This is a genomic window from Kaistella carnis, from assembly GCF_003860585.1.
Classification (GTDB): Bacteria; Bacteroidota; Bacteroidia; order Flavobacteriales; family Weeksellaceae; genus Kaistella; species Kaistella carnis.
Genome location: NZ_CP034159.1, coordinates 153,379 through 175,268, shown reverse-complemented (window position 1 = coordinate 175,268; position 21,890 = coordinate 153,379). Strand labels below are relative to the sequence as shown.

Below are 21,890 nucleotides of genomic sequence, written 5' to 3'. Positions count from 1 at the left end.
GATATTTATAGGAAAATCCCCAAAGTTCAAGAATATATTCCTGTGCTTTAAAAGTGATACATGATCAAAAAATCAATATTTTTCCAACAAAACAGTTGAATAAACGGAGTAAAAAGAAACTTTACCATTAATTACAGGCATTGAAGCTTTGGAATAGAAATCCCGAACTTGCTCACCTTCTTTAAAAACTCCATTCACATTAAATTCTTTCAGTTTTCCTTCTAAATCAAGACCGATAATCACTTTATCTGTAAACTTTCCATTGGTTAAAATCCTCGAGAAATAATAGGGTGTATAAGACAATTTTTTATGAACACCCGCTCCTACAGCCGGATGATTCGCTCTGAATTGCCCCAGTTTTTGATAGTGCTTCACCAATTTTTGAGTGGCGACGTTATTTGACAAATCCTCCCAATTCATATTTGACCGGAGATTCGCATCTCCTTCTGCACCGGCAACGGTTAACGTTCTTGCGGTCTCATCACCATAATAAACCTGGGAAATACCAGGCGCCAATAATAGTTTTGTTCCAGCTTCGAACGTTCTTTTACGTTCTTTGTCAAACGGAGAGCCGTCATCATGTGAAGTCAAATAATTCATCACCGTTTTGCCATTTAAATTAGAATGCAATAATTGAGAATAGTTTGAAAACAATTCTTCATAGGACTTATTGGCATCACCTTTAAAATCAAAATTGATAAGGGATTTAAATCCATTCTCATAATAATTCACTTTTTTATCACCGAAATCATAATCCTGCTTTTGAGAAATTCCGTAACCATAAACTTCGCCGACGGTAAAAAATAAATTATTGTCGAGCACTTTCGACGGATTATTTCTTTTATAAATATCAAAGGATTCCTGACACACCTTTTGAAAATCTTTCCAAACATCTTCGTTCGTATGTTTTACAGTATCTATCCGATAACCGTCGATCCCGTAATTTTGAACGTAATCAGCGAGCCATTTCATAATGTAATATTTCGGTGCTCTGGGAAAACCAGTTCTGGCAAAAAAAGCATCCAAAGACTTCATTTCGGCTTCGTACTTTCCTTCTTTTTTCCATTTTTCAACCAATAGTGGAGGAAGTTCCACGGGTTCATTCGACTCCGTTAAAATATCGGGAAGGTTAGCTACCAAAGTACATTCCGTTGTATTTTTGTAATTATCATACGTACATGTTGGCTCCGTTCTCACCCATGAATTTGGATAAGCAGCATCGATATTCGTCACCGGACCCGTGTGATTAATTACGGCATCCAGCACAATTCGAATGCCTTTCTTATGTGCTTTTTCAACCAGTTCTTTAAGATCGTCTTTCGTCCCAAAATTGGGGTCGAGTTCCGTCCAGTCTTTAGCCCAATAGCCATGAAAACCATACGTTTTTCCTGTGCCCTCATTGGTTACGCCATGAATTTGTTCAACCAACGGCGTCATCCAGATCGCATTAATTCCTAAATCTGAGAAATAATTTTCATCAATTTTTTGAATGACTCCTCTTAAATCTCCGCCTTCAAAACCACGCAGAACGGCAGCTTTTTCTGTTCTGTTAAAGTTAACATCGTTGGAAGAATCTCCATTTTTAAAGCGGTCCGTCAACAGAAAATAAACATTGGCGCCTTCCCATAAAAAGGGCTTTTGCTCTGAGTGCTTAATCGAAATGCATGAAGTAAGAATACTAAAACCGAGAAGAATAAAGAGTTTTTTCATAACAATGTGGCAAGAAATTTTAGATTTAAAAATAACTTTTGGGGGATTTTTACATAAAACTTTAAAAGTAAAACAAAAGAGCGATACGTTAAAATCTTTTAACGCAACAAGCCTATTTTAACATTTATTTAACATATTTTACTATCTTTGCTTTCTTCAATTTGATAAAGTCCTTATGATATAGAAATTTACTCACAAACTTATTTTACCAATCCTTTGATATCATTAGAAAATATGGTGCGAAATTTCATTTTCAAAGCTTTCCAAAAAACCTGTAAAAACCTTACAAAATGAGTGTAGTTGCACGACAAGGTTTTAAATATTCCTTAATCGGATATTTCGGTTTTTTACTCGGAACCATTTCGGCTATTTTTATTTTCCCGTACGATATGGAATTCTATGGGAAGTTACGCTATATTATGCCAACAGCAGAAATGCTTTTGCCCATCGTAGTTTTCGGACTTTCTTTCTCAAACGTGAAATTTTTTCATAAGACTCAAAAAGACGGAAAACATCAGAACTTGCTCTCCCTTTCTTTAGCCGGAATCTTACTGAATTTTGTCATTTTTTCTATTTTATTTTTCGGTTTTTTCCTCTTATTTCCGCAATTCCAAAGTTTACAGTTGTGGAAAATGAAACTTTTAATTCTTCCTCTTATTCTGGTTATGGCGCTGGCTGCTGTATTCAATAAGTATATTACCAATTACAAGCGGATCGTTGTTCCTAATATTTTTGAAAATCTGTTCCCAAAAATCGCAAATTTAGGGGCTTTTACTTTATTTTTCTTTTTGGGAGTTTCTGAAAAAGGATCATACGGCTTTTTCTTAGGTATGTTTCTCCTGTCGCTGATCGGATATTTTTTCTATGCCAATAAACTGGAAAAAATTACACCCGATTTCAGTACCGATTATATAAAGAAAGATAATCTTTGGAAGGAGATTCTAAACTATAGCTTTTACGGCTTTCTAGGAAATATTGGGAATTATATCGCTTTCAGAGTTGATAATTTTATGATCGGAGAATTCCTGAATTTTGAGGATAATGGGGTTTACAGTATCATCTTGTCGATTCTTTCTTTTATTTTAATTCCGCAAATGGGATTATTTAATATTTCTGCACCAATCATTAATAAAACCATTGCTGAAGGTGACTTTGAGGAATTAGACCGTTTTCACAAGAAAACATCGCTTACTTTATTTTTCCTGGGTGCTGTTTTATTTTCGTGCGTTTTGGTTGGATTTCCTTATCTCACCAATTTTATTAAAAACGGAGATCAGCTTCGACAGGCGGAACCTGTTGTATGGATTTTAGGAATTGCGATGCTTTTTGATCTGGCTACTGGATTTAATGGACATATTATTTCGCTCTCTAAATATTACCGCTTCAACATTGTGGTCATGCTCTTTTTGGCGATAACCACAATTTCCCTCAATTACTTATTTTTAACAAAAACACAGTTTGGAATTATTGGTATCGCAATGGCGACGGCAATTTCTCTTACCTTATTTAACTTAATTAAAATTTATTTTAATTACTGGAAGTTTAAAGTATTCCCGCTCACCATAGAAATGATGTATGTCCTGATCATCTGTACGTTGGCGATTAATTTAGCCATTATGTTTCCGGCAGCAAAAAGTAGCTGGATTAATCTACTTTACAAACCTGCGTTTGTATTGATCGTTATTTTTGGAGCAAATCAAGTGATGAAAATATTTCCACTGGAAGATTATCTGAACAAAAAATTCTTTAAAAGTTTATTTAAATTTTAAAGAATTTAGAAAAGGGATTTCAAAGTTTTCTCAAGTTCCGCTGCAATTTTTTGTCGATTAAATTTCGCTGTAAAATCATAATCCACACCCTTGCAATTTTCTAGGATTTGCTGTTCAACATCATCAGCTTCTGGAATTAAAAAAGGATAATCTGAAGTAAAACCTTTCGGAAAGATGGCCTTTTTTCCATATTTAATGGCATCACCAATATTGCCGGACATCTTTGTTTTACCATAAATTTCCTTATTGCTGAAAAAAGAGGTTTCTCGCTGAATCGGACACCACAACAAATCGGCGGTATGCATGATTTCATCGAACTTTTTTTGCGGAACTTTTTGTGTAAAATAATGAAGTTTAAGATTTGATGGTTTTCTTTTCTCAAACTTTTTCAACCATTGAAGTTCTTTGCCCTCCGCTTTTCCTAGAAAATAAATAACAAATTTGTATGTGCTTTTAAATAATTTTAACTTTTTCAAAACCCCTTTATAATCCCGACGCTTTTGATCTACAGCTCCGGGAATTATAATATTTACCTGCGCTTTCTGTGAAGTTTCAAATTCTTCAAAATAAAAAAGAGGAAGATATTTTATGGGCTTTTTTGCTAAAGATTCATCAAGAATTAGAAGGTTTTTTGCCCTTTCAAAAACTTCAGGAGCAGAAAGTAAATCTTCTTTTAACCATAATTTCAATCGGTATTTAAAATCTTTTTTAAAGATATTTTTAAAGAGTTGAAACCTTGAAATCTTGGTAAAATTTAAATTATGAACAATGACAGATGTATTAAATTTCTCAGCAATTTCATTAAATAAATTAAAATACCGATGCACCGTTCCTATGATAATCAAATCATATTTCTTCTCATTTAATTGGTTTAACAGCTCCGTACTTTCACTTAAATGAATGTTAGGATGATGTTGGCCGATTTGCTTAATAATCCGTTCTGAAAAATAATAGTCGACCTCAAACGCTTTGGAACCGCGCATTAACTCCATGAAATTTCCTGCAATTTCTGCATGAGTATCAAGTTCTATGTAAGCGATTTTTTTCAAGGTGAGTTTAAGGTTTGGTTAGAAAACTTTCTTTCCGTTGCTATAGGTTTCTAAAACTTTGGTATTTAAAATTTTAACTTCAGGAACAGTCATTAAATCCTGATCAACGATAATGAAATCCGCCGATTTCCCCGGTTCTAAACTTCCGATTTCATTTTCCTGGAAAGCGGCTTTTGCTGCCCAAATCGTCATTCCACGGATTGCCTGTTCTCTCGTTAACGCGTTTTCTTTTTGAAAGCCGTTTTCCGGATAATGCTTAGAATCTTTTCTTGCAACCGCAGAATAAAATGTTTTTAAAGTACTAATTTCTTCCACCGGGAAATCAGTTCCCAAAGGAAGCCAACCATTTTGTTTCAATAAATCTTCGTAAGCATAAGAATATTTCAAACGGTCTTTTCCTAAACGATCTTCCGCCCAATACATATCGGACGTGGCGTGAGTTGGTTGTATTGAAGGAATAATTGAATATTTTCCGAACAAATCAAAATCATTTTTATCAACAATTTGCGCGTGTTCCATTCTCCATCTTCTGTCATTTTTAGTGCCCAAAACATCACCATAAATTTGAAGAATAGTTCTGTTTGCCGAATCTCCGATGGCGTGCGTACACATTTGCAAATCACTGTTTTTTAATTTCTTTGCCAAGTTTTCAAAATGCGTTCTTTCGCTCAATAAAAAACCTCTCCAGCCTTTCTTATCAGAATAATCATGTCTTAAACTGGCTCCTCTGGAACCTAAGGCTCCATCAGAATAGACTTTAAATCCGCCAACTGTAATATTTTTATTGGTATATCTTCCTTTTTCGATCCAGCGGTCATAATAGTCAGGATTGTCTTCCATCAAAGCGAAAATCTTCATTTGTAATTGACCTTCCGACTGCGCTTTTTCTAAACGGTCCAAAGTTTTTTCGGTAATTCCGCAATCATGAAGTGAGGTTAAACCATAAGAAAAACATTCTTTCTGCAATTCCGAAAAATACTGAATCGCCATTTTATCTTCAATTTCAGGAATATGCTTTTCGACTAAAGTCATTGCGTTATCGACTAAAATCCCGGTCAGTTTTCCATTCTTAACTTCGATTTCTCCACCCAGAATTTTTGAATCTTTTGTAACTCCTGCAATATCAAGGGCTTTTTGATTCGCAACCGCAGCATGTCCGTCAATTCTTTTTAAATAAACCGGACGGTTCGGAAACAACTGATCCAATTTTTCTTTGGTTGGAAATTCTTTAATTACCCAATCATTCTGATCCCAACTTCTTCCGTACAACCATTCTTTTGGAGCGGTCTTCGCATACTCTGAAATCCGGGCCACAACTTCATCCCAGGATTTTGTACCCCACAATTCACATTTCCATTTGTCGGTAGCATAACCAGTGAAATGACAATGTGCATCGATCAATCCTGGAAAAACAGTTTTTCCATGTAAATCCTGAACCTTTGAAGATTTATAATTTTTCAGAATATCGGCAGATTTTCCAACCGCAACAATTTTTCCGTTTGAAATCGCCATCGATTCTGCCGTATCAAAATTTTGATTGACGGTATATATTTTAGCATTTGTGATAATAAGATCTGCATTTTTCTGCGCAAGCAAAACGATTGAGGAGAAAACGCTTAAAATGGAAATTATTTTTTTCATGTTGCTTTTTATTTTCTGTTGAACATCTGTTGCCAGCGTAAATTTCTGATATATTTTATTTCTTCCTTTGACAATTCCTTTTTTCCTTTTTGTTTTAAAAAAGATTTCATGGTCGTAAAAAATTCCGAAACCGATTTATTTTTTACTGATGATTTCCCGGAAGAAATTATTGCTAAAGGTAGATTCAAACCGATATTATAAAAATATTCCCCAAGTTTTTCGGCTTTCTGATTTTTATATTGATAAGCTGTAGGGCGTAAATGCTTCACCCATAAATCTTTAATGGTAACAGTTTCCCACCCATTTTTCTTGGCCAACATTACATCGATATTATCCCAACCTAAAACCGAGCGCAATCCCTTCATATCCTGAAAACATTCTTTACGATAGGATTTTATAGGTCCCCGAATATGGTTTTTAGAAGATATATTTTCATAGATCCATTGGCGTTTTTCATCTTGAAAATCAAAGACCAAAGATTTTTCAAAAATGGATTTCTTTATTTTAACAATCCCGGAAACCATTCCGGCTTTTGGTTGCGTTTCATAAACCTGATTGACTTTCTTTAAATAATCTGAAGGAAAAATAATATCTGCATCGAATTTACAAATGATATCAAATTTGTTTAAATCTACAGACTCCAAACCTTTATTAAATGTACGAACTACTTTGGCGCCAGGTTCATGCTTTGATAATTCTAAATTCTTCAGTTTAAATTTTGAATTATCTTTAACAAAATCCTCAACAGTTTCTCTGGTTTTATCTGTAGAACCATCATTAACTATTACGCAGAAATAATCCTGAAAAGTCTGCTGTTGCAAAGATTTCAAAGTGAAAAGAATATTCTTCTCTTCGTTGTGCGTGGGAATGATGATGAGGAATTTCAACTTTTATATTTTTTCCTTATTGTCTCCACTGGTTTCACCACTGGTTATTAACATTGAACCCTTCGGGTTCGCAATTTTTAAAATTACTAATGCGCTTCCAACCAGTTATCTCCTACTCCAACTTCGACTAATAAAGGAACGGTGGTTTCATAAGCAGATTCCATTTCCTTTTTAATTAAAGCGGTTACGATTTCTAATTCTTCTTCCGGCGCTTCAAACACCAATTCATCATGAACCTGCAAAAGCATTTTCGTTTTTAAATTCTGTTTGGTGAGTTGCTCATCAATCTTGATCATCGCAAGTTTAATAACATCGGCTGCACTTCCCTGAATTGGTGCATTTACAGCATTTCTTTCGGCGTGTGCTTTAACGACAAAGTTGGCTGAATTGATATCTTTTAAATGTCTTTTTCTATTTAAAATCGTTTCAACATAACCCATTTCCTGCGCTTTCACGACCTGATTGGCCATGTACTTTTTCAAATTCGGATAGGTTTCGAAATAAGATTCGATCATTTCCTTGGCTTCTTTTCTGGAAAGTCCGGTTTGTTCGGCTAAAGCAAAAGCACCTTGACCATACAAAATTCCGAAATTTACTGTCTTTGCTTGTGAACGTTGGGTTTTCGTAACTTCTTCTAAAGGAATATTAAATAATTTCGAGGCCGTAGAAGCGTGAATATCTTCACCGTTTTGAAAGGCTTTGATCATATTCTCTTCTTCTGAAATTGCTGCAATTAAACGCAATTCAATTTGAGAATAATCCGCTGCAATTAATTTATTTCCCGGATTAGCGACAAAAGCGCCACGAATCTGTTGTCCACGTAAAGTCCGGATTGGGATATTCTGTAAATTCGGATTTACACTTGCTAAACGTCCGGTTGCTGCAGTCGTCTGTGAAAAATTGGTATGAACACGGTGATCGTTTTTATCAATCTGCAGAGGCAAAGCATCAACGTAAGTGGATTTTAGTTTCTGATAAGTTCGGTATTCTAAAATATGTTTAATGATTTCGTGCTTGGAAGATAATTTTTGTAAAATATCTTCGGAAGTTGCGTATTGGCCAGATTTTGTTTTCTTCGCTTTTGGATCCAACTGCATTTTTTCAAATAAAACTTCACCCAATTGTTTCGGAGAATTCATATTAAATTCTTCGCCCGAAAGTTCAAAAATCGTTTTCTCCAATTGGCGCAAATCGTTTTCTAAATCGATACTTTCCTGCTTCAACCATTTTTTATCAAGCGCAATTCCTTCCAATTCCATTTTGGCAAGAACTTTCATTAAAGGCATTTCAACTTTAAAAAATAAATCTTCCAGATTTTCCTTTTTTAATTGTGGTGCAAAAACCTGATAAAGACGGAAAGCCAAGTCAGCATCTTCGCTCGCATATTCTGTTTGCTCTGCTAAAGAAACTGAACGCAAATTCCCTTGATTTTTTCCTTTCTTACCAACCAAAGATTCCAGAGAAATTGGTTTGTAATTCAAATACATTTCAGAAAGATATTCCATCACGTGCCGACCATCCGGATTAAGTAAATAATGCGCAATCATCGTGTCGAAAAGCAATCCTTCAACGGTAATGCCGTATTGTTTTAAAACTTTGAAATCAAATTTTATATTGTGACCAATTTTTAAAACATCCTCTTTCTCAAAGAAGGGACGGAAAATTTCTAAGGTTTCTAAAACTTCCTCGCGCTTTTCTGATAACGGAATATAATAGGCTAAGCCATTTTTATAGGAGAAACTCAGTCCGATTAATTCGGCTTCCATTTCATCTAAAGACGTGGTTTCGGTATCGAAAGACACTGCCTTTTGAGTCATTAAATTCTGAACAAAAATATATTGCGCTTTGGGCGAATCGATGTACTGGTACAAATGATCATTATCAAAAGCAGTTTCTTTGGTCGTGGTGGCCTGATCTAATTCTTCAAAGTTGGCAAACAAATCGAGTTGCATGGATTGATTCCCACCTTTTGCAGGCTGAGGGTTTGAAAGTGATGGTTTTACATTAGAATTTACACTTTCATTTGCTGGAGCGAACGCACGATATAAGTTTTCGTATAAACGTCGGAATTCAATTTCATCGAAAACCTCTTTTACTTTCTCGAAATCAGGCGTATCTAGATCATATTGTTCCTGATGAAACTCAATCGGTGCATCGCAAATAATCGTCGCTAATTTTTTGGAAAGGATTCCACGTTCTGCAGAGTTTTCTACTTTTTCTTTCAACTTTCCTTTTAAATCTGCTGTGTTTGCCAAAAGATTTTCAATGCTCCCGTATTCCTTCAGAAACTTCTTGGCTGTTTTTTCTCCCACGCCTTCCAAGCCTGGAATATTATCAACGGCGTCGCCCATCATTGCAAGGAAATCAATAACCTGTTTTGGATCTTCAATTTCATATTTCGCTTTGACTTCTTCAACGCCTAAAATTTCAAATTCGGCCCCTTTCAAACCAGGTTTATAAATTTTTACACGATCGGTAACCAATTGCGCAAAATCTTTATCTGGTGTCACCATAAAAACTTCGTACCCTTCTTTTTCTGCTTTTACAGAAAGGGTTCCTATCAAGTCATCGGCTTCATAGCCTTCTAAGCCTAAAATAGGAACGTGCATGGCTTCTAAAATTCGATGAATATAAGGAATGGCTAATTTAATCGCTTCGGGAGTTTCGCTTCGGTTCGCTTTATAATCAGCGAAATCTTCGGTACGGACACTAGCCTGACCAACATCAAAAACGACAGCAAGATGCGTCGGTTTTTCACGACGGATTAATTCAATTAAAGAGTTGGTGAAACCAAAAATTGCGGAGGTATCAATTCCGGTGCTTGTAACACGCGGACTTCTAATTAAAGCATAATATCCACGGAAAATCATCGCATACGCATCGATGAGGAAAAGACGTTTATCGTTGTTTTCTGACATAGAAGCAAAGATATAAAAAAGATAGGAGGCATTTGATGGTCAATATAAGTTTTGACCAAAGTAAAGTTTGAAATTTTATGTAAGAAAAAGAAATTTATAAGCCAGCAGTGGGAGCAGAATTATTCTGCTTATAAATGACTTTTAAAGATAAAGAGCCAAATAAACCACCAAGAAAGAAGCCCATTGCAGCACCCATTAAAATGTCAAAAGGAAAATGAACTCCCAAATAAATACGGCTATAAGACACGATCATTGCCCACAAAAATAGAAAGTAAGGCAGCCATTTATATTTCTTATAAAGCAATAAGCTCATAAAATTGGCAATGAAAAAAGTATTGGACGCATGACTGGAATAAAACCCAAACTGGCCTCCACATTTTACAGCACGCATTAATCCGGTAAGACTTTCATCGTGACAGGGCCGAAAACGTGCAATACCCGTTTTAAAAATTCCCGCCAGCTGATCAGAAACGGTTACTCCTAAAGCGATAAAGATTAGAATAAATACCAGATTACGGACTTTGTAATTTTTAAAAAGCAGATAGAGAAAGATGATATAGAGCGGAACCCAGATCCAAGTTGAAGAAATCATAATCCAAAACTGATCAAAGGTCTGACTCCCCAAATTGTTGAGATAAAGAAATAACGATTTGTCTTCCTGAATGATTTCGTACATATTATCTGCTTACGGGACCCTCGTGAGCTTCGTTTTCTGAAAGGTCCATTCTTGGTTCTTCTCTTCGGGCAAGGGCTTCTTTTTCTAAATCTGCCATTGGATTAAAATCTTGCGCCGCCTTTTTAACCTTATCAATTTCTCTTTTAATTTCGGACACCGGATTATCAGTTTCCTTAAGGATTTCAGATTTTACATCTTCCATGGCTCCACGCATTTTGCGTACACCCTGCCCCAAATCACGCGCAATCTGCGGTAATTTATCAGGTCCGAACAAGACCACGATTGCCACTGCAATCAACAGCATTTCACCTAAGCTTAATTCCATGGTTCAAAATTACAAAAGTTTATGGTATGGATTTTCATTTTTTATCATATTATCATTAAAATAACACCAAATAAAAAAATGTCTTCGAGTTAACTTACTTGTTTACGGGAATTTCTGCAATAAAGTTTTGCATTTAAAATTAAGGTTTGTTTAGCTCCTTTTTTTTCCGGGGAAATAAACGGTAAACCAAAATCACGCTAATCGCCATCAAAACAAATCCGAGAAAAAAAGGCGCGCCGGCAAATTTAAATGGGGCGGAATCATGGGTAAAATAATAAAAGGTATTCGTCATTAAAGGCGGGCCAATAATGGCAGTAAAACTTATAAGACTGGCGAGCGCTCCCTGTAATTCGCCCTGCTCATTTTTAGGAACCTGGGCTGATATGACCGATTGTAAAGCAGGTCCGGCAATTCCGCCTAAGCCGTAAGGAACAAGAAAGGCAAACATCATCCAGCTCTCACTGGCAAAGGCGAAAAGAATCATCCCAACGGCGTATAATGAAAGTCCGTACACAATGGTTCGCTCATTGCCCAATCTTGGCTGTATCAAACGAATCAAATAACCCTGTACAAAAGCCGCCATCAAACCGACAACTCCGAGGGAAAGCCCTACTACTTTTTCGCTCCAGCCGAATTTGTACATTGTAAAGAAGGTCCAGTTTGTTTGCACGGCATGTCCGGCAATGTAGACGAGCACCAGTGTGGATATCAAACCTAAAATTTCCGGGTGTTTCCGCAACTGCAGTAATGATCCAACTGGATTTGCCCGACGCCAGTTGAAAGGGCGACGGTGTTCTTTATCCAGACTTTCGGGAAGAATAAAGTATCCGTAAAGAAAATTAATAAGGCATAAAATTGAGGCCGCGTAAAATGGAACTCTTGCGCCATACTGCCCAAGAAATCCGCCGATGACAGGACCAATAATAAAACCGACGCCAAAAGCTGCGCCGATCATTCCAAAGTTTTTTGCGCGGTCATCATCATTGGAAACATCGGCAATATAGGCGCTGGCTGTTGTAATACTGGCACCTGTTATGCCGGAGAAGATACGCCCGACAAAAAGCCAAAAGATCGTGGGCGCAATCGCCTGAATAAAAAAGTTAATAGAAAAGCCGAGTAAGGAAAAGAGAATAATGGGTCTTCTGCCGAAGCGGTCACTCAAGCCTCCTAAGACGGAAGCAAAGATAAACTGTGTGCCGGCATAGGCAAAACTAATCCAGCCGCCATATTGTGCAGCTACACTTAAATCAGAATTTCCGATGAGCTCCTCGATGAGCTTTGGAACGACAGGAATAACAATTCCCCAACCCGTAATATCGATAAGGAGCGTGATGAATATGAAACCGACTGCGGCTGATTTTTTCTTTTTTTCCATTGCGGGTGTAAAGATAGTTTTTTGTAAGGTTTTTTAATAATTAGATTTACTTTCTTAAAAAGTAAGCGACTTAAATTATGTATTTTTTACCACAAAGGCTGGGAAACTTCGGTTGGAAAAATTTACAAGTTGAAAAACGATTAGATTTTAATTCTTAGCTAAAGTTTCGGGTACAATCGGGTTTGCAGCCCGACTTGAGCGGAGCTCTTTTTTACGCAACGCAGTGGAGTAAAAAAAGCGGGAGCGGAAGGCGGAAAAAGCTGCCCAAAAAATATTCGATAAACATTTAAACAAAAAAATGTCCCTCTTTCGAAGGACATTAAAAAATTTTATGTTGAAAATTTATTTTTTGGTTCTTTTGTCAACGACTTCTACGTCAACTGAAGTTCTACCATGTAGTTTTTCTTCTTTTCCTTTTCCTTTCAAGAAATCGTAAGCGATCGCCGAAGAAACAAAGATGGAGGAATACGTACCAAAGGCAATCCCTATTAATAAGGCAAACATAAATCCTCTTAGGTTTTCCCCACCGAAGATAAAGATTGCCAAGATAACCAAGATTGTGGTAAATGAGGTATTGAAGGTTCTACCCAACGTACTGGAAATTGAATCATCAAATAAACCAGCCAATGTTAGAGATTTTTTCTCTCGTAAATATTCACGTATACGGTCAAATACAATCACGGTATCATTAATGGAATACCCCAACACCGTAAGGATCGCCGCAATGAAATCCTGATTGATCTCCATATTAAACGGCATATACTTGTGCAATAAGGAATAAACTCCGAGGATGATAATGGCATCATGCGCCAAACCAACGATCGCTCCTAAAGAGAACTGCCATTTCGTAAACCTCAACAAGATGTATAGGAAAATCCCGGCTAATGCAGCGACTACCGCTAACATTCCACCTCGTTGAATATCATCTGCCACGGTTGGTCCTACTTTCGTAGAAGAAACTATTCCGGCATGAGAATTATCTGCGGCTTTAAATTGCTGCAAAGTTAGTCCGGCAGGAAGATCTGCCTTTAATCCTTCATATAATTTTTGCTCGATGGTTTGATCGGCTTTCAAAGATTCGTCATCAATTAAATAATCGGTAGAGATCTTTAACTGGTTCCCGCTTCCGAAAGTTTTTGCTTCTACGGCAGACAGTTTTCCATCTTTAGTAGCAAATAGTTTGATTAAAGCTTCTTCTGTCTTAGTAGCATCTACGGGTTTATCGAATTTCACGACATAGTTACGACCACCTGTAAAGTCGATCCCATATTTAAAGCCATTGACGTAAATTGAAATTAAACTACCAATGGTAAGGAAAGCAGAAATCATGTAGGCATATTTTCTTTTTCCAATAAAGTCGATCCAAACATTTCTAAATAAGTTTTTAGTCATAGGCGTCCACACAGATAGGCCTTTTCCTTTATTCAATCTTGCAAAAATCATTACTCTTGATAACAATACCGAAGTAAAGAAGGTCATCAGAATACCGATGATCAATGTTACTGCAAATCCTTTAATTGGACCTGTTCCGAAGATATACAAAACGATTGCGGTTAGAATCGTAGTTGAGTGACCATCGATAATCGCAGAAAGTGCATGTTTGAAACCGTCTTTGTACGCTTCCAGAATATTTTTACCAGCAAAGAGTTCTTCTTTGGTTCTTTCATAAATAATTACGTTGGTATCCACCGCCATCGCCATGGAGAGCACGATACCCGCGATACCAGGCAAAGTTAAGGTCGCATCTACAGAATCCATGATTCCGAAGATGTAGAATAAGTTGATCACCATTGCGATTACTGCATAAACTCCAGCTCCACCGTAGTAGAAAATGATATAAGCGATAATCACTAAAAAGGCGATAATAAATGAAAGCATCCCTGCATCAATAGATTGCTGTCCTAATGACGGTCCAACAACATCTGCCTGAACGATTTTGGCACTTGCAGGAAGTTTACCTGCACCAAGAACATTTACTAAATCCTGCGCTTCTTCCTGAGAAAAGTTTCCGGAGATCTGTGTTCTACCGTTTGGAATTTCGTTAACCACGTTTGGCGCAGTATAAACTACATTGTCCAATGTAACGGCTACGGATTTGTTCACGTTTTTAGCGGTCATTGCTTTCCACTCTTTAGAACCTTTAGAGTCCATTTGCATGTCTACTACAACTCTACCAAGTTCGTCATAGTTTACTCTCGCAGATTCAACTGCACCGTCAACCGGCGCTTTTTGGTTGATGTTTCCACGAATTGCATAAAGAACTAAATTATTTGGATCGGTAGATTCCGGCTTGTAACCCCACATGAACTGGGTATATTTAATGTTCGCAGGGCGAAGGTCTTTCGCAATTTTTGAATTTAAAATTTTATTTACAGCAGCCGTATCTGAAAGTTTAATGTTTCCTACGCCACTTGATCTCAAAGAGTTCAACTGAAGCATATTCATTAAATTAGCATTTTTAGAAACACCAATAGAATCAGCTTTTAAAGGAACAATAGTCGATAATTGTTCTAAGTAAGGAATCACTTCCTGAACGGTCTGCACTTCCCAAAACTGTAATTTTGCAGAAGTCGCCAACATTTTCTTTACACGGTCGATATCTTTACTACCCGGCATTTCAACAGAGATTCTTCCGGTTCCCGGAACACGCTGTACATTTGGCTGGGTTACGCCCATTTTATCAATACGCGTTCTGATTACTTCATAAGCAGATCCTTCGGAAGCACTTATTTTTCTTCTGATAATATTTCGAACCTCATCATCAGACGAGTTGTATTTAATTTCTGTAAGATTGGTATTTCCGAAGATTTCCGGATCCGCAAGTTTAAGGTTGGTTCCTTTCTCTTTATTCACCGCGTCGAATTCGGTAAAGAAATTCTCGATGTAGTTTTTCGTCGAATTTTTCTGTGCTTTATCGGTTCTGTCGAGTGCCTCCAGCAAAATAGGATTTGTAGAATATTGGGTTAGATCGTTCACCAAATCTCTTTGGTTGATTTCTAAAAGAACGTTAATCCCTCCTTTTAAATCCAGACCCAACTTCATTTCTTTCTCCTTTGCTTTGGAATAATACAATTTTGTAAATCCGAGATTCAGAGTGTCTTTCGAAAGCCTCGCCATTTCCTCCTGATATTTGACCGGGTTGGTTCCCGCAACAGCAGTAGCTTGCTTTTCGATTTTACCAGCATACCATGTTGGTAACAATTCATTAAGACAAATAAGTCCCAGAATAACCGCAACCAGCGTAATAAGTCCTTTTCCTTGCATTGTTAATAGTTTACAACATTAAAATTATAGTCGGCAAATATAATGTTTTTCAATATAATTAAGAATTATTTAACAACTCATTTTTAAATTTTCCGAAGTCAGGTTGCTGAAAGCGTTTCCGTATTAATAAAAACTTAAACAGAGTAATGAATAATCGCTAATATTCTTCCCTAAAAAAAATGGGAAAGCAACTTTACTGCGGATGGAATTTGTATTAAAGGTTTGTACAAAAATATTTTATTAAGGTTCCCATTTTTTGAGATAGCCTTAATAAACACCTTGCATAAAATGCCGTAGAAGAAGTTTATCTGCTTTCAGTAGATCATTCACTAATTATGCGAAAGCATTGATTTCATTTTAATGACCATTTGTTGAAAGATTTATGGAAGAAAAAAACGGACTCAGAACTAAAGAAGTATGATCACAATTTTTATTTCCAGGATCAAAATAATTTAGACCTCATTTATTCCGCTTTAAATAATTGGAAGGAGAAATTTACAGTTTAACATGTTTTTATAAATGATCAATAGTGTTACTTGCAAATGAATTGCATAATAATTGATACCAATATAAGCACACAACATTATTTAACAATTTATTATTATGGAAAACAAGGACATACAATATCGGGAGTTGAAGGGTAAAACCGTAGTCATCACAGGAGGAACGAGTGGCGTTGGACGCGCTGCCGCCGAAGCATTTGCGCTGGAAGGCTGTAATGTGGTTATCGCTGCAAGAGGTCAGGAAGGGTTGGATGCAACCGTTTCCCTTTGCCGTGATTTAGGCGTTGTTGCCTTGGGTGTACCCACCGATGTATCGAATGCTGACGACGTTAAAAATCTGGCGCAACAGGCTTTGCAATTTAATGGAAGAATCGATATTTGGGTAAACAATGCGGGCGTTATGGCGAGCGGAAAATTTGAAGATATTCCTGTAGAAACCATGGATCAGGTAGTGAAAACAAACCTTCTCGGATTTCTACACGGTGCTCACACCGTTTTACCGATCTTTAAAAGACAAAAAGAAGGAATACTGATCAACAATGTATCAATTGGTGGTTGGATGCCGGCTCCCTATTCCACCGCTTATTCGAGTACTAAGTTTGGAATTCGGGGAATGGTTGAAGGCTTACAGGGCGAAGTTTCAAACGAACCCAATATTCATATTGTCGGTCTTTACCCGGGAATTCAGCGGTCTACAGGAAATATGCATTCCGCGAAATATTCAGGACTTGATTTTAAGATCCCTCCTTTTTCAGTAGATCCACGTGAGTTGGCAGCACAAATGGTAAGCGCTGCAAAAAATCCGAAGAAAAGCATCATCACGGATGGTTATGCAAGAATGATGAAAGTTTTGTACGGTTTGTTTCCCGAAACGATTATTAATACCGCCTCTGCAGCTTTACGTTTGGCCATGAAACCTCATGCCGACACCAATACAGATGGAAATGTGAATACCGCTTCAGACGATCCACATCGAATTTACGGTGAACTGGCAATTCCGGTTCCCTCTAAAAGAACGAAAACCGTCATGATGATGGCGACAGGTCTTGCAATTGGATTTTTGTATGTGAAGTCAAATAAGAAAAATAAAAAGAAGTAATACTAAAAATATGAAGATTTAAGATGGATTTAAAAGATCTAAATTCTTCATATTTAAATCTATGCAAAGGAAAATTCAAAATTATTCCTTCAAAATTTTCACAAAAAAAAGCAAGAATTAATTTCTTGCTTTTCTATTTTAAATATATAAATTTTATCTGCTAAAGGATTTTTTAAATCTCATCATGACAATATCATTCATTAAAAGTTCTAGTTTACCGTCTGTGGTCATACGATAGTTTGTAATCTCTTTCATCGTCTTCAAGAAAATAATTTCACCATCACCACAATATCTCATGGTTGTAATCGCGGGATCTTGAAATGAGATCATTTTACCGTTCATTTTATAAGCAGCATTGTAACCATTACAACCTGTAGTTCCTGTTGCTGTATTCATGGACTTATTGAAAGTAATTACCGGTTTTTCCTCAGGAAACAAACCTTGAAATGCAATTCTCGGTCCCGTAACATATTCCAGTTCCCAATCATTGTCGTAGATTTTTGATTGATCTCCCATCCTATTCATGGTACATGATACCATAAATACAGAAATTAAAGCGATTAAAAACAGCGTGTGTCTTTTCATATTTTTTTATTTTATTTAATGATTAAAGTTAAAAAAAGCATCAGTGAAGAAATACGGCTTTTTTTGCTAATTCCATAACTTGCAATATGTGTGCTAATGAGTAGGGAATTTCTTTAATAAGATAAAAAGGAGATATCCTACCTGACACTCAAGTTCGATTTATAGTTAAACTTTATAAACGACTGACATTAAAAGAAATCATGCAAAGAAAGTTGATAATTTACTTTGCTGAATTTAAAATTTTAATAACAGGATTTTTAAAGGAACTAATTATATAAAAGAAAATTCTCTAACCTTTCCAATGAATAGGAATTCTGACGACTTCAATCACTTTTACTCCTTCCCTATTTTTTGCAGGTTCCCATTTTACATTTTCTGTAATTTTCCGGGTGGCTTCTTTGACCACTTTATTAAAAACCTCATCTTCGCCGAAAGTTGATATATTTAAAACATTTCCGCCTGCATCTATTTTTAAAATGATCTCTGTTTTACGAATTTTAGACGATGGACTTTTTGCTTCCGTGCTCAAATTTAGTTTTACCAAATCGACAAACTTTTTATTGCCACCCGGAAATTGTGCAGGAAATACCATTATCGGCGGCGGCGGAACTGAGGGATCTTGTGGACTTCTGGATTCAAATTTATCTGCAACGGTTTTTGTAGAAACTTTTTCTGTCTTCTGGGCAAAACCTAAACTAAAATTTAGAGATAATAAAAGAACTAATACTATTTTCATGTTTGACCTTATAAGTGAATTAATAAAAAAATCCTTTAAATTAAAATTAAAGCTACATGAATAATATCAAATTACCGGTGTTATGATCTGGAAAAATTCATCCTTTGAATCCTTACTGCATTTAATATTGCTAAAAGCGCCACTCCGACATCTGCAAAAACAGCTTCCCACATGGTCGCGATTCCGCCCGCCCCCAGAATCAACACAATAACTTTTACTCCAAAAGCCAACATAATATTTTGCCAGACAATTTTTTTGGTCTGTTTCCCGATATTAATCGCCATCGGAATTTTGCTGGGTTGATCATCCTGAATGACAACATCGGCAGTCTCTATGGTGGCATCACTCCCCAACCCGCCCATGGCAATTCCAACATCACTCAGGGCAACAACAGGTGCATCATTTACGCCATCGCCTACAAAGGCAACGGTTTCCTGGCGAGCTTTGATTTCTTTAATTTTATTCACTTTATCTTCGGGAAGCAAATCTCCAAACGAATTTTTAATTCCCAACTGGTGTGCAACGTCCTTAACTACCGTGTTTTTGTCGCCACTCAACATGGTCACTTTAATCTTCAATTTATTTAAAAGTTCGACCGTTTTCTTTGCATCGCTTTTTATAGAATCCGCAATGGTCAGGTAGCCTACAAAATTGGAATCGTAAGCTACTGCAATAACGGTGTGAATGATCTTTTGAGTATCGACCGAATGAACGATTTTAAACTGATCCATCAGTTTAAAGTTTCCGACCAACAATTCTTTTCCTTCAATAATTCCTTTTAAACCGTGTCCGGGTATTTCTTCAATATTTTCAATTTTAATGGTTGAATTTACAGGACCAACAAAATTTTGAACTGCAGTTGCTACAGGATGCGTGCTGTGACTTTCTAAAGCATTCACCATTTCTAAAATTTCATTCTGATTAAAGTCGGGTTTGAAAACAACTTCCTGCACTTTGAAAACACCCTCCGTAAGTGTTCCAGTTTTATCCATCACCACATTTTGAATGGTAGACAAAACATCTAAAAAATTACTTCCTTTAAACAAAATACCATTTTTACTGGCCGCACCAATTCCCCCAAAATATCCTAATGGAATACTGATCAACAAAGCACATGGACAGGAAATAACCAGAAAAACGAGTGCGCGATAAAGCCAATTTTCAAACTGGTAATCTGACACAAAAAAGTAAGGTAAAAGACAAATTCCCAGGGCCAGAAACACCACAATTGGGGTATATATTTTTGCAAATTTGCGGATAAAAAGTTCCGTTGGCGCTTTTTGGGAAGTGGCATTCTGAACCATTTCTAAGATGCGGCTCAACTTACTGTCTAAGAACGCTGTGGTCACTTCTACTTGAGCAACCGTGTTTAAATTGATCATACCCGCTAAAACAGCGTCTCCTTTTATTTTAGAATCCGGGATGCTCTCGCCTGTCAGCGCGGAAGTATTGAAAGAAGCTTTCTCAGAAATCAACGTTCCATCTAAACCCAATTTTTCTCCGGGTTTCAACTGGATAATATCACCAATGTTTACTTTCTCAGCTTTTAATATTTCAGTTTTATTATCTTTTATAATGGTGACTTCTTCGGGTCTTTGATCGAGCAATGATTTTATATTGGTTTTCGCTCGCTTTACCGCCATTGTTTGTAGAACTTCGCCGACTGAATAAAACAGCATAACGGCAACCCCTTCCGGATATTCACCGATTGAAAAAGCACCGATGGTGGCAATTCCCATTAGAAAAAATTCTGAAAAGATGCCACCACTTTTAATGCTGATAAAAGCATCTTTTAAAACGGGTAAACCTACAGGAAGATAAGCCGCGATATACCATCCCAATCTCACATACTCAGAAAACCAAGCCGGTTTCAAAAAATGGTCTAGATATAAGGCAACCATTAATAATACAAAAGAAATGATGCCGGGAATAAACATTTGTGCTAAGCTTCCCTCACTATGACTGTGATCGTGACCGTGACCATCATCGTCACTATGCACGTGTGCATGCTCTTTTTCTACAATTAATTCTTCAGCCTGAGCATCCTTGTAATTTTTTTCAGTCTCTGTACAGCAGATTTGCTTTCCGTTTTTATCGTAAATATGTTGATGTGCCATTTATTATTGTTGAAGGTGATACTCTTTTCTGAATAGTAGAAATATACTATATTTTATTTTAAAATTACAGACCTTATAATCTATCTTATTTAAAATTTTTAATCCTTTTTTTTTGCGGTAACAATAATGCCAAAGTGTATCATGCAAAAGAAATGATGAGAATTCGGTATCATAATCAATATTATAGGACCTTTTTTATGATTTTGGCAGCAGTTCCGGCCAAATAATTCGTCTTATCAGCAACAGCTTACCAGATTAAATACTATAGCACGAGGTCAATTGTTCCTCAAATCTTTTAGATGAGTCATAAAATATTTTAAATGGACATCCCATTCGATGATGCCAGGTCCTTCATTTTTTTTTGCTAACACATAGATGTTAAACTGTGTTAATTCTTACCAATTTCCAGATAATGGAATGTTTTCTGTATAAACATAAGAAATTACACTAAAAAAATATACAATGGAAAACTACAAAGTAGTAAGCTTACTAAACGATTTATTGACAAAGAATTACGACGCTGAAAAAGGATATAAAGAAGCCGCTGAAAAAATTGAGCACACTTCATTAAGATCATATTTTGAGAGCCAAGCCAAAAATAGATACGATTTTGGACACCAAATCAAAGCATTAATTGCTAAATATGGTGGCGAACCAGACAAAGGAACGAGTATCGCAGGAGATCTACACCGCGTTTGGATCTCTATCAGAGATGCTTTCACAAATGGCGACAAAGCAATTTATGATGAATGTATCAGAGGAGAAGAAGCTTTTTCCGCAGAATATGGAGAAATGTTAACCGATGAAATTCTACCACAAGATGTAAAAGATCTAGTTAGAACGCAAAAAGATTCTGTTGACAAAGCCTTGGCTTCACTTAGAACAATGGAAGGTTTTGCTGCTTAATTACTAGCAAGTACAAATAGAAAAGGTTTTCCTCAAAGGGAAACCTTTTTTTGTGACCACTATATCATGAGGTAATTATAAAGTTGGAGATTCTTTTTCCTTCTTAAAAATTATCGCGGTTCCCAAAATAAGAAAAGCAATAAAAGTTGGATACAGCGTAAAGAAAATAGAATGTGCAGAGATAATTTCAAATAATAGAGCAAAAATAATATGCATTATGGCAGTGAGAATAATTCCAAATGTTCCGATGATAAAGAAAGGGTGAAAGGTTTTCATGGTCTGGTGTTTATTAAAGTTGTTCAAACTAAATTAATAAAAATAATTTAAATC

The 21,890-nt window shown here is 36.4% G+C and carries 16 protein-coding genes; 3 read left to right on the top strand and 13 right to left on the bottom strand.

The window, feature by feature from the left end; all coding sequences use genetic code 11:
* Positions 1–72: 72 nt before the first annotated feature.
* Positions 73–1,710 (bottom strand): alpha-amylase family glycosyl hydrolase, encoded by a 1,638-nt coding sequence (locus tag EIB73_RS00710; RefSeq protein WP_125021673.1) that lies wholly within the window; start codon positions 1,708–1,710, stop codon positions 73–75.
* A 290-nt stretch (positions 1,711–2,000) separates the two neighbouring features.
* On the opposite strand from EIB73_RS00710, the gene EIB73_RS00705 reads away from it, so the two are divergent.
* Positions 2,001–3,479, top strand: coding sequence for a lipopolysaccharide biosynthesis protein (locus EIB73_RS00705; RefSeq protein WP_125021671.1), 1,479 nt, complete (start codon positions 2,001–2,003; stop codon positions 3,477–3,479).
* Positions 3,480–3,484: 5 nt separating this feature from the next.
* Here EIB73_RS00705 and EIB73_RS00700 read toward each other — a convergent pair whose 3' ends face one another.
* From EIB73_RS00700 to secD, 8 genes are all read right to left on the bottom strand, one after another.
* The gene (locus EIB73_RS00700; RefSeq protein WP_125021669.1) at positions 3,485–4,528 is read right to left on the bottom strand and encodes a hypothetical protein; all 1,044 of its coding nucleotides are present in this window, start codon (positions 4,526–4,528) and stop codon (positions 3,485–3,487) included.
* 18 nt (positions 4,529–4,546) lie between these two features.
* Positions 4,547–6,169, bottom strand: coding sequence for an amidohydrolase (locus EIB73_RS00695; RefSeq protein ID WP_125021667.1), 1,623 nt, complete (start codon positions 6,167–6,169; stop codon positions 4,547–4,549).
* Positions 6,170–6,177: 8 nt separating this feature from the next.
* Complete coding sequence (locus EIB73_RS00690) at positions 6,178–7,056, bottom strand: glycosyltransferase family 2 protein (protein WP_125021665.1); 879 nt, start codon at positions 7,054–7,056, stop codon at positions 6,178–6,180.
* A gap of 86 nt (positions 7,057–7,142) precedes the next feature.
* Complete coding sequence (polA, locus tag EIB73_RS00685; protein WP_125021663.1) at positions 7,143–9,974, bottom strand: DNA polymerase I; 2,832 nt, start codon at positions 9,972–9,974, stop codon at positions 7,143–7,145.
* Positions 9,975–10,068: 94 nt separating this feature from the next.
* Positions 10,069–10,650, bottom strand: coding sequence for a phosphatase PAP2 family protein (locus EIB73_RS00680; protein WP_125021661.1), 582 nt, complete (start codon positions 10,648–10,650; stop codon positions 10,069–10,071).
* 1 nt (position 10,651) lies between these two features.
* Complete coding sequence (locus tag EIB73_RS00675) at positions 10,652–10,975, bottom strand: Sec-independent protein translocase subunit TatA/TatB (RefSeq protein ID WP_125021659.1); 324 nt, start codon at positions 10,973–10,975, stop codon at positions 10,652–10,654.
* A gap of 139 nt (positions 10,976–11,114) precedes the next feature.
* Complete coding sequence (locus tag EIB73_RS00670; RefSeq protein ID WP_125021657.1) at positions 11,115–12,350, bottom strand: TCR/Tet family MFS transporter; 1,236 nt, start codon at positions 12,348–12,350, stop codon at positions 11,115–11,117.
* Between the two features lie 342 nt (positions 12,351–12,692).
* Entirely contained in the window at positions 12,693–15,614 is a 2,922-nt protein-coding gene (secD, locus tag EIB73_RS00665) for a protein translocase subunit SecD (RefSeq protein WP_125021655.1), read from the bottom strand.
* Positions 15,615–16,217: 603 nt separating this feature from the next.
* Between secD and EIB73_RS00660 the strand changes: the two genes are divergently transcribed.
* Complete coding sequence (locus EIB73_RS00660) at positions 16,218–17,216, top strand: SDR family oxidoreductase (protein WP_125021653.1); 999 nt, start codon at positions 16,218–16,220, stop codon at positions 17,214–17,216.
* 153 nt (positions 17,217–17,369) lie between these two features.
* Here the strand turns inward: EIB73_RS00660 and EIB73_RS00655 are convergent, their stop codons facing one another.
* From EIB73_RS00655 to EIB73_RS00645, 3 genes are all read right to left on the bottom strand, one after another.
* Entirely contained in the window at positions 17,370–17,801 is a 432-nt protein-coding gene (locus tag EIB73_RS00655; RefSeq protein ID WP_125021651.1) for an META domain-containing protein, read from the bottom strand.
* Between the two features lie 289 nt (positions 17,802–18,090).
* Positions 18,091–18,537 (bottom strand): hypothetical protein, encoded by a 447-nt coding sequence (locus EIB73_RS00650; protein WP_125021649.1) that lies wholly within the window; start codon positions 18,535–18,537, stop codon positions 18,091–18,093.
* 80 nt (positions 18,538–18,617) lie between these two features.
* Positions 18,618–20,654, bottom strand: a complete 2,037-nt coding sequence (locus EIB73_RS00645; RefSeq protein WP_125021647.1) for a heavy metal translocating P-type ATPase — start codon at positions 20,652–20,654, stop codon at positions 18,618–18,620.
* Positions 20,655–21,116: 462 nt separating this feature from the next.
* Between EIB73_RS00645 and EIB73_RS00640 the strand changes: the two genes are divergently transcribed.
* Positions 21,117–21,560 carry a ferritin-like domain-containing protein gene (locus EIB73_RS00640; RefSeq protein WP_125021645.1) on the top strand — a complete coding sequence of 148 codons (444 nt, stop codon included), beginning with the start codon at positions 21,117–21,119 and terminating at the stop codon, positions 21,558–21,560.
* 75 nt (positions 21,561–21,635) lie between these two features.
* On the opposite strand, the gene EIB73_RS00635 is transcribed toward EIB73_RS00640, so the two are convergent.
* Entirely contained in the window at positions 21,636–21,836 is a 201-nt protein-coding gene (locus EIB73_RS00635; protein ID WP_125021643.1) for a hypothetical protein, read from the bottom strand.
* Between the last annotated feature and the right edge of the window lie 54 nt (positions 21,837–21,890).

What these genes read in the sequence shown, in the direction of transcription:
- EIB73_RS00710 (WP_125021673.1), bottom strand. Translation starts at nt 1,710, where the DNA reads ATGAAAAAACTCTTTATTCTTCTCGGTTTTAGTATTCTTACTTCATGC.
- EIB73_RS00705 (WP_125021671.1), top strand. Translation starts at nt 2,001, where the DNA reads ATGAGTGTAGTTGCACGACAAGGTTTTAAATATTCCTTAATCGGATAT.
- EIB73_RS00695 (WP_125021667.1), bottom strand. Translation starts at nt 6,169, where the DNA reads ATGAAAAAAATAATTTCCATTTTAAGCGTTTTCTCCTCAATCGTTTTG.
- polA (WP_125021663.1), bottom strand. Translation starts at nt 9,974, where the DNA reads ATGTCAGAAAACAACGATAAACGTCTTTTCCTCATCGATGCGTATGCG.
- EIB73_RS00680 (WP_125021661.1), bottom strand. Translation starts at nt 10,650, where the DNA reads ATGTACGAAATCATTCAGGAAGACAAATCGTTATTTCTTTATCTCAAC.
- EIB73_RS00675 (WP_125021659.1), bottom strand. Translation starts at nt 10,975, where the DNA reads ATGGAATTAAGCTTAGGTGAAATGCTGTTGATTGCAGTGGCAATCGTG.
- EIB73_RS00670 (WP_125021657.1), bottom strand. Translation starts at nt 12,350, where the DNA reads ATGGAAAAAAAGAAAAAATCAGCCGCAGTCGGTTTCATATTCATCACG.
- secD (WP_125021655.1), bottom strand. Translation starts at nt 15,614, where the DNA reads ATGCAAGGAAAAGGACTTATTACGCTGGTTGCGGTTATTCTGGGACTT.
- EIB73_RS00660 (WP_125021653.1), top strand. Translation starts at nt 16,218, where the DNA reads ATGGAAAACAAGGACATACAATATCGGGAGTTGAAGGGTAAAACCGTA.
- EIB73_RS00655 (WP_125021651.1), bottom strand. Translation starts at nt 17,801, where the DNA reads ATGAAAAGACACACGCTGTTTTTAATCGCTTTAATTTCTGTATTTATG.
- EIB73_RS00650 (WP_125021649.1), bottom strand. Translation starts at nt 18,537, where the DNA reads ATGAAAATAGTATTAGTTCTTTTATTATCTCTAAATTTTAGTTTAGGT.
- EIB73_RS00645 (WP_125021647.1), bottom strand. Translation starts at nt 20,654, where the DNA reads ATGGCACATCAACATATTTACGATAAAAACGGAAAGCAAATCTGCTGT.
- EIB73_RS00640 (WP_125021645.1), top strand. Translation starts at nt 21,117, where the DNA reads ATGGAAAACTACAAAGTAGTAAGCTTACTAAACGATTTATTGACAAAG.
- EIB73_RS00635 (WP_125021643.1), bottom strand. Translation starts at nt 21,836, where the DNA reads ATGAAAACCTTTCACCCTTTCTTTATCATCGGAACATTTGGAATTATT.